Source organism: Dulcicalothrix desertica PCC 7102, from assembly GCF_003991905.1.
GTDB classification, from domain to species: domain Bacteria; phylum Cyanobacteriota; class Cyanobacteriia; order Cyanobacteriales; family Nostocaceae; genus Dulcicalothrix; species Dulcicalothrix desertica.
Genome location: NZ_RSCL01000012.1, coordinates 175,838 through 181,837, shown reverse-complemented (window position 1 = coordinate 181,837; position 6,000 = coordinate 175,838). Strand labels below are relative to the sequence as shown.

Below are 6,000 nucleotides of genomic sequence, written 5' to 3'. Positions count from 1 at the left end.
ATAAGCGCCGCGTTTGCCTTGTTTTTAAAGGAAAGTTATCGACTGAGATTAAAATTTAGCACGCTAATTCCGGAAGAACCAATCATCTCGCTCATCTGCATTTAGCAATGGTTCGTTACCTTCTGGAAACCCTGCTACTGGTTCAAAATTATCCCAAATTAACAAACAAGGCTTTTGTTTTAAGTAATTTAATACCGCTTTTTGCTGCTGCTCTGCGGAATACTGGGAAAACTTATCTCCCCAAACAGCTCTTCCAACTTCATTTACGACCCGGCTTAAAGAGGCGCCTGATTCAAACGAAATAAAAAACAAATGTTCTCGTCCCTGAGTTTCTTCTAACCATTGGGCAAACCCTGCGGTTAACTCAGTTTTACCAACCCCTCCCATACCCTGTAACAGCACAATGTTGTTTTGACGAAACGCGCGCTCTAAACGTAAAATGTCGTAGTCTCGCCCAATAAAACCATAACGCCCTTGTTCTGGGAATCCCACTAATTTACTATTCGCTTCTTCTAGAAAATCATCAATATCAAGAGTATCGGACGTAGTACTTGGTTGTGAAAACGGTCTATAGGTTTCCTGCTGATACAAAACAGGAACCATCCAATCAGCCAAAGGTAAATCACCTTTAGGACTGGGACGCAGACGTTGATTCAAAACTTGGCGCCGTGCTGATGCAACTGCAGTTGATATATCAGTACCTAACACAAGTTGCTGATAAAATCTTTCTATAAAATGTTTTGCAGCTTGAACTTGCACGTTATAAGACATTGCAACTACGCCCTTTGCCCCTAAAGAAACCAAGCGTGTTGCTACCGAAGAAAAGCTACCCTCTCCTTCTTGGGCTGATTTACAAGCATTCAAAACAAAAATCGGCACACGGCAATCATTTAAACTTTGAGCAATTTGAGCAGCGGTGATAATTTGTGGCGAACCATTAGTATTTTCAAATACCAGCACTCCTTGCCCTTTACTACCATAAGAATACTGGAATCCAACACTATTTTTATCAAAATTGCCATGTCCATCAAAATGCACGATATGGTAAAAACCTTTGTGAGTATTTAACTCCCGCTCAAATTCTTCAAAGCTAGGCGGACGTAGTACTTTGAGTGACACATGCTTTTTAATCGGTTTAAGTGCCTCCAACAGTGGGCGAGCGATGGTTTTCAGTGCTACATCTTTTTCACCATAAGGGCGAGAAATCACTAGTAAAATATTTAGCTTATCCTGGGATAATTGTTCCATTGGCGCCCGTACAGCATAACCGCTTAAACTGCGATACATACCTGCAACAGAAGGAGCGAGGAATTGATAATCAGGGGTATATAGCAACTCCCACGGTAAGTTTAGTACCGTCGGGTCATCAGAAGAAATATTAATCTCGCATTTATCTAGCCCTTCCCTGGTTGCTTCACAGAAAAAGTCCCATGCTTTCGTAGTGCGGGGAAAGACCAAATCGAATAGCTGCTGTCCCCATTGTTAAAACTTCTGCTCTAGTTTTTTAGCTTTGTCTGGAAATATGCCGTAAGGAAAAGGTAGAAACTTCTCCAGATACCACCGCAAACTAGTTAAAGTCTCCTCATCAAACGGATGCTCAAAGATAACAGGGGGTGCTGAACGTGGTGCAGACTGTCCTGTTTGCCAAGAAAGTTGGATTTTGTCGTCTTGATGAGTTATCCGTAACGAGTTTGGCGCCATACCTACCCCTACCAGCAATTACTTTGATGTTAGCTAGTATAAGTAATTCACGCAGGTAAGGAGCTATTCCGGATACAGCCAAAAATAAACGCTTAGTTTCGACTACTAGCATTTGCGCTCACTGTAGGCGCCACTATAACCAGTACAATATTTCTATTCCTTAGTAGCTGTGCTATATACATCTGTTCTGCTTATCTTAAAACCATATATTTGGAAGTAAACAACGAATTACGTTCTTTAAGTTGAGTTGGCAAATCCGTTTGGTTGACTGGTACAAAACCAAGTTTTTCGCAAAAACTAGCAGCGTGACGCTCAGGTTGTACATACAAAGGTTTTATTTCTTCGGAGGCAAGTGTTTGAACTAATAAAGTACCTACTCCTAATGAGCGAAAACTTCTATTGATATACAAAGTTTCTAAAACTGAATAATTGCTCTGACTATTGATATCTGTAGAACCAATCCTTTTACCCATATATATTGCGACCCATGTATGTGTATTTTTAGGCTGTTTTGGGAAAAACCCTAATAAACGCCCTGAATTATAGATAAATGCAAAAATGCATAAAATTAGATATGGTGAAAACGTTAAAGCGATTATTAAAGGTTCTATTTCATATTGGAAAACAATCAAAGCAATTAAGATTGATGGTGCTAAAAAAATAAGACTATTTATAATCGCTTTTTTAATAGTTTGATTCAAATCTTGAATATTTGCCCTTCTAATAATCAAATTGGAATAATTTATCTGAGAATGTGACATTGTTAAAGTCGTATAATTAATCTATATATCTTAATATTTCCCTAATTAACCGAAAAAATAACACTTCAACCTGAATATTGTTACTATACTTGGGCGCCAAATAACGATTTGGTTACGATACACAAAGACTCTCTGATACATGAAAACAAAACGGTGGCAACAAAGTAAAACTGTTTATGTACGGTAAACCGAACCAAGGCAATATGGCTAATAAGAGCAGAAATTGCAATCCCTTCAGGTATCTTAGAAATATCAATAATCGTTGGAATTATTTACAATGACGACTCTGCTACCACACCGCTGGACTGTTGATGATTATCATTGTATTGTTGCATCAGGAGTTTTAGCTGACCACAGGTGCGAACTCATCCGAGGAGAAATAGTTGATATGGCGCCTGAAGGACCAGGACATGCACATCGATGTGAAACATCTGCCCGTTACTTGGAGCGTTTATTTAGTGAAGGTTGGTGGGCACGTCAAGGCAAACCAATTACGTTATCTGACTCAGAACCGGAACCAGATATTGCTATTGTAAGAGACCGAGATTATAGCCAACAACATCCTTACCCCGAAGATGTTCGCTTGATTGTAGAATATGCTTATAGCACCCAGGCTAAAGACACAGGTGTTAAACGAGATGTTTACGCCGAGCATGGTATTCCTGATTACATTGTAGCTGACCTCAAAAGCTCTAAGGTAATTCATTATTCCAACCCTGTAAATGGCGTTTACACTTCGGAACAAACTTTTTACAGTGGCTTAATCCAAATCTCTCAAATTCAAATCGATGTTCAAAGGTTACTATCTTAAGAAAGTTACATTAGATGGCGCCTTTAGAATTAAATACTTTTTAAATCAGTATTTGCCAAGACTTCTGCTTTATGTATTCAAGGCAAATATGAATGATTTGTGTTTTGGGATAAAAATTATACTTTGATTCGGGACTGTTAATGTACACTGCCGACCTAAAGTAAACAAAACTAGCTCAAATACTTGTGCAATAAAGCTTTGATGCTGCCGACCAAATAAAAGCAATTACAAATTTACGCCGTGAAGTATAGCTTTATGTAATTGCGGGCAAGTTACCGTAATGGTAATAAATACTATTGAGTTTCTTGATCACCCTCATCATCAGCCAATGCCTCATCTTCATTTCTGGGTATTCTCCATATATAATTTGACTGCTCATTAGATAGTTCAACTAAAAAGCTTGAATCCTCAAATACATTTTTTATCGATAAATTAAGTAAATTTGCGGTTTCTGTGTCTAGCTCTGCAATTGGGCGCCTGACATAGTTTTCAACAAACCTTGCCATAGTTGCTCCTGCTTGTTCTTCCAGGTATTGCCATGCATCATCTCCAACATAAGCTTCACCACCAACACGAGCAAATTCTCTACTCAACTCATACAAACGAGTGCTTGGTGTTGGGTCTAGCACCAGCAAAACAGGATTATAACCCGAATGTTTACAGTACGAGCGCAAAATCTAATTCTTCAGTAAAACGACCCTGACCACTCGCTGCAATTGTGACGCGAAGCTTAAATTCATAAGCTGTTTTATCAACAATGCAGTCAACTTGCCGCCCTTTATTATTGTTATTCCGGCGCCGCACGGGAGAATTTCTTGCTCCATAAGGTATACCACCAAGAACACTAGCTAGTATTGGTTCAAATAAATAACCAGTTTCTTGAGCCGCTCGATTATCAATATCATAAAACCATTTCCGCCAAGTCATCCACGAAGCCAGAGCTTCTGAAGCGATAATTCCAAATTCAAGTAATGCTCTGGGTGAAATTTGCGCCATTGTTGGCAATGGTTGAGCGCGAAGTATTCTTTCATACTTACGCCTACGTTTATGAATTTCGCAGAGGCACTTGAAATAAGTATCAAAGTCTTCCACATTTTGCAAACAGTCAAGATATAAGGGGATAAAATCTATACCTTGCACTTCTTGTGTAAACCATTCTAATGGCAAATCGTAGTACTTAGCATTTAGTGGTACTTGGATTGTATTTGAAATCAGCGCTTGTTGCTCTACATCATTAAGTATTATTGCTGTTAACCGTGCAAGCTCTGAATCTTCCAAAAATATGGGAATTGCAGTAGCTACCCCCATTGTTCGCGCGCGTGAAATTAGCTGCGATTGTTCAAGTGTAAGACGTTTATCCCTGGTCATAGTTAAGCGTGTAAAAATTTTTCTTCAACTTGGTTTGACATGAGTGATTTTAGTAGAGAATCTGTATGCATCAACTTAGGACTCATGCCACTTGAATCTGTTAAGCGATAGCCAATTAATTGAGCTTTTCGCAAAAATGGAAATGCCATTCCTGAACCAGCCTTACCTTCTATTTGGCTGACTGTCTCGGCAAATATCTTCGCTGCAAGTGGTGGAAATGCGTTACCTATCTGAGTTGCAATTGAAGATGTGCTACCTGAAAATACATAATCATCACCAAAAGATTGAAGGCGCGCGCATTCCCTTAAAGTTAATGGACGGTCGAACACAGGATGAATACACTCATGAGATGATGCGCTAGTTATTGTTGGCGAACATTGATGTGCGTGTAAACGTTTAATACCTACAGGCGCCCCACCACGTTTTTCTGTTGGTGTACCATCTAATACTCTTCTAAAAGCGCGCTTACGGTAACTCGGATGCCATAAGTTTTCAGGTAAATCCTTCATCGTTTGACCTGGCTTAAGCAATTTATAGCGTTCTAGGTCATTATCACGCTTGCTACTAAAGTGATGTTTAACACCACCTGAATCATTAAGAAGGCGCATAAAAGTATCATACTCATTAATAGGAGTAATGTTTGTGTACGGTATTAAACATTCGCTTGTAGCTACTTCCGGAAGACCTAAAATTGCTTCATCTAGCGTTGGAGAATGAGGAAAAAGTGGCAAAAGTTTATTATGCTTGCCTGCGTCAAACGAATGTGTTTCAAACGGAAAGTTGAATGAAGCTCCAACTCGATTACCGATTATAATAACTCGCTTACGCGACTGAGGAAGACCATAAGCAGCAAAATTTACCTTTTCCAGCCGTAGCGAGTATCCCAAACTAATAAATCGACGTACCAGTTCAAAAACGCTCTTTCCATTGTTTGACGTTAGTAAACCTTCTACGTTCTCAAATAAAAACCATAATGGTCTCACTTTCTCGACAATTGCAAAGTAGTTAAATATCAATAGATTACGTGGGTCTAATCCATTTCTACTGCCGGCACTACTAAACCCTTGACACGGAGGTCCACCGATAACTGCCAACACATCCTGGTGAGGAGAAAGCAAATTTAATAGCTCAGAATTGTTAGAGGCACCTAAATCAAGATTATGACATGAGATACCAAGGTTGTTTTCATAAGTAATGCACGCATCATGATTTATGTCAATACCAAATATAGGTTTAAGTCCCGCTTGAGCAAAACCTAGGGATAAGCCTCCAGCACCAGAAAACAAAGAAATAACGCGCCTAAGCATACTGTTCTTTACTTGCACTGATTAATTTGAGCTTTTTCATTATACGGGGATG

General features: G+C 39.2%; 7 protein-coding genes. 1 reads left to right on the top strand and 6 read right to left on the bottom strand.

Annotation, left to right across the window (positions count from 1 at the left end; genetic code table 11):
• Positions 1-63: 63 nt before the first annotated feature.
• The 3 genes from DSM106972_RS24780 to DSM106972_RS24775 form a co-directional block, all read right to left on the bottom strand.
• The gene (locus tag DSM106972_RS24780; RefSeq protein ID WP_233787497.1) at positions 64-1,458 is read right to left on the bottom strand and encodes a CHAT domain-containing protein; all 1,395 of its coding nucleotides are present in this window, start codon (positions 1,456-1,458) and stop codon (positions 64-66) included.
• A 24-nt stretch (positions 1,459-1,482) separates the two neighbouring features.
• Entirely contained in the window at positions 1,483-1,701 is a 219-nt protein-coding gene (locus DSM106972_RS53795) for a hypothetical protein (protein WP_233787499.1), read from the bottom strand.
• 191 nt (positions 1,702-1,892) lie between these two features.
• Positions 1,893-2,402: a GNAT family N-acetyltransferase gene (locus tag DSM106972_RS24775; protein WP_158632877.1), complete on the bottom strand. Its 510-nt coding sequence runs from the start codon at positions 2,400-2,402 to the stop codon at positions 1,893-1,895.
• Positions 2,403-2,739: 337 nt separating this feature from the next.
• Between DSM106972_RS24775 and DSM106972_RS24770 the strand changes: the two genes are divergently transcribed.
• Positions 2,740-3,273 (top strand): Uma2 family endonuclease, encoded by a 534-nt coding sequence (locus DSM106972_RS24770; RefSeq protein WP_127083206.1) that lies wholly within the window; start codon positions 2,740-2,742, stop codon positions 3,271-3,273.
• 293 nt (positions 3,274-3,566) lie between these two features.
• Here DSM106972_RS24770 and DSM106972_RS24765 read toward each other — a convergent pair whose 3' ends face one another.
• The 3 genes from DSM106972_RS24765 to DSM106972_RS24755 are packed head-to-tail and all read right to left on the bottom strand — an operon-like array spanning position 3,567 to position 5,948.
• Positions 3,567-3,947, bottom strand: coding sequence for an ApaLI family restriction endonuclease (locus tag DSM106972_RS24765; RefSeq protein WP_127083205.1), 381 nt, complete (start codon positions 3,945-3,947; stop codon positions 3,567-3,569).
• Positions 3,931-4,641 (bottom strand): ApaLI family restriction endonuclease, encoded by a 711-nt coding sequence (locus DSM106972_RS24760; protein WP_127083204.1) that lies wholly within the window; start codon positions 4,639-4,641, stop codon positions 3,931-3,933. Before DSM106972_RS24760 ends, DSM106972_RS24765 begins: the two co-directional genes overlap by 17 nt.
• A 2-nt stretch (positions 4,642-4,643) precedes the next feature.
• Positions 4,644-5,948, bottom strand: a complete 1,305-nt coding sequence (locus DSM106972_RS24755) for a DNA cytosine methyltransferase (RefSeq protein ID WP_127083203.1) — start codon at positions 5,946-5,948, stop codon at positions 4,644-4,646.
• Positions 5,949-6,000: the final 52 nt, after the last annotated feature.

Coding starts and splice junctions, on each gene's coding strand:
- DSM106972_RS53795 (WP_233787499.1), bottom strand. CDS start 1,701: ATGGCGCCAAACTCGTTACGGATAACTCATCAAGACGACAAAATCCAA.
- DSM106972_RS24770 (WP_127083206.1), top strand. CDS start 2,740: ATGACGACTCTGCTACCACACCGCTGGACTGTTGATGATTATCATTGT.
- DSM106972_RS24760 (WP_127083204.1), bottom strand. CDS start 4,641: ATGACCAGGGATAAACGTCTTACACTTGAACAATCGCAGCTAATTTCA.
- DSM106972_RS24755 (WP_127083203.1), bottom strand. CDS start 5,948: ATGCTTAGGCGCGTTATTTCTTTGTTTTCTGGTGCTGGAGGCTTATCC.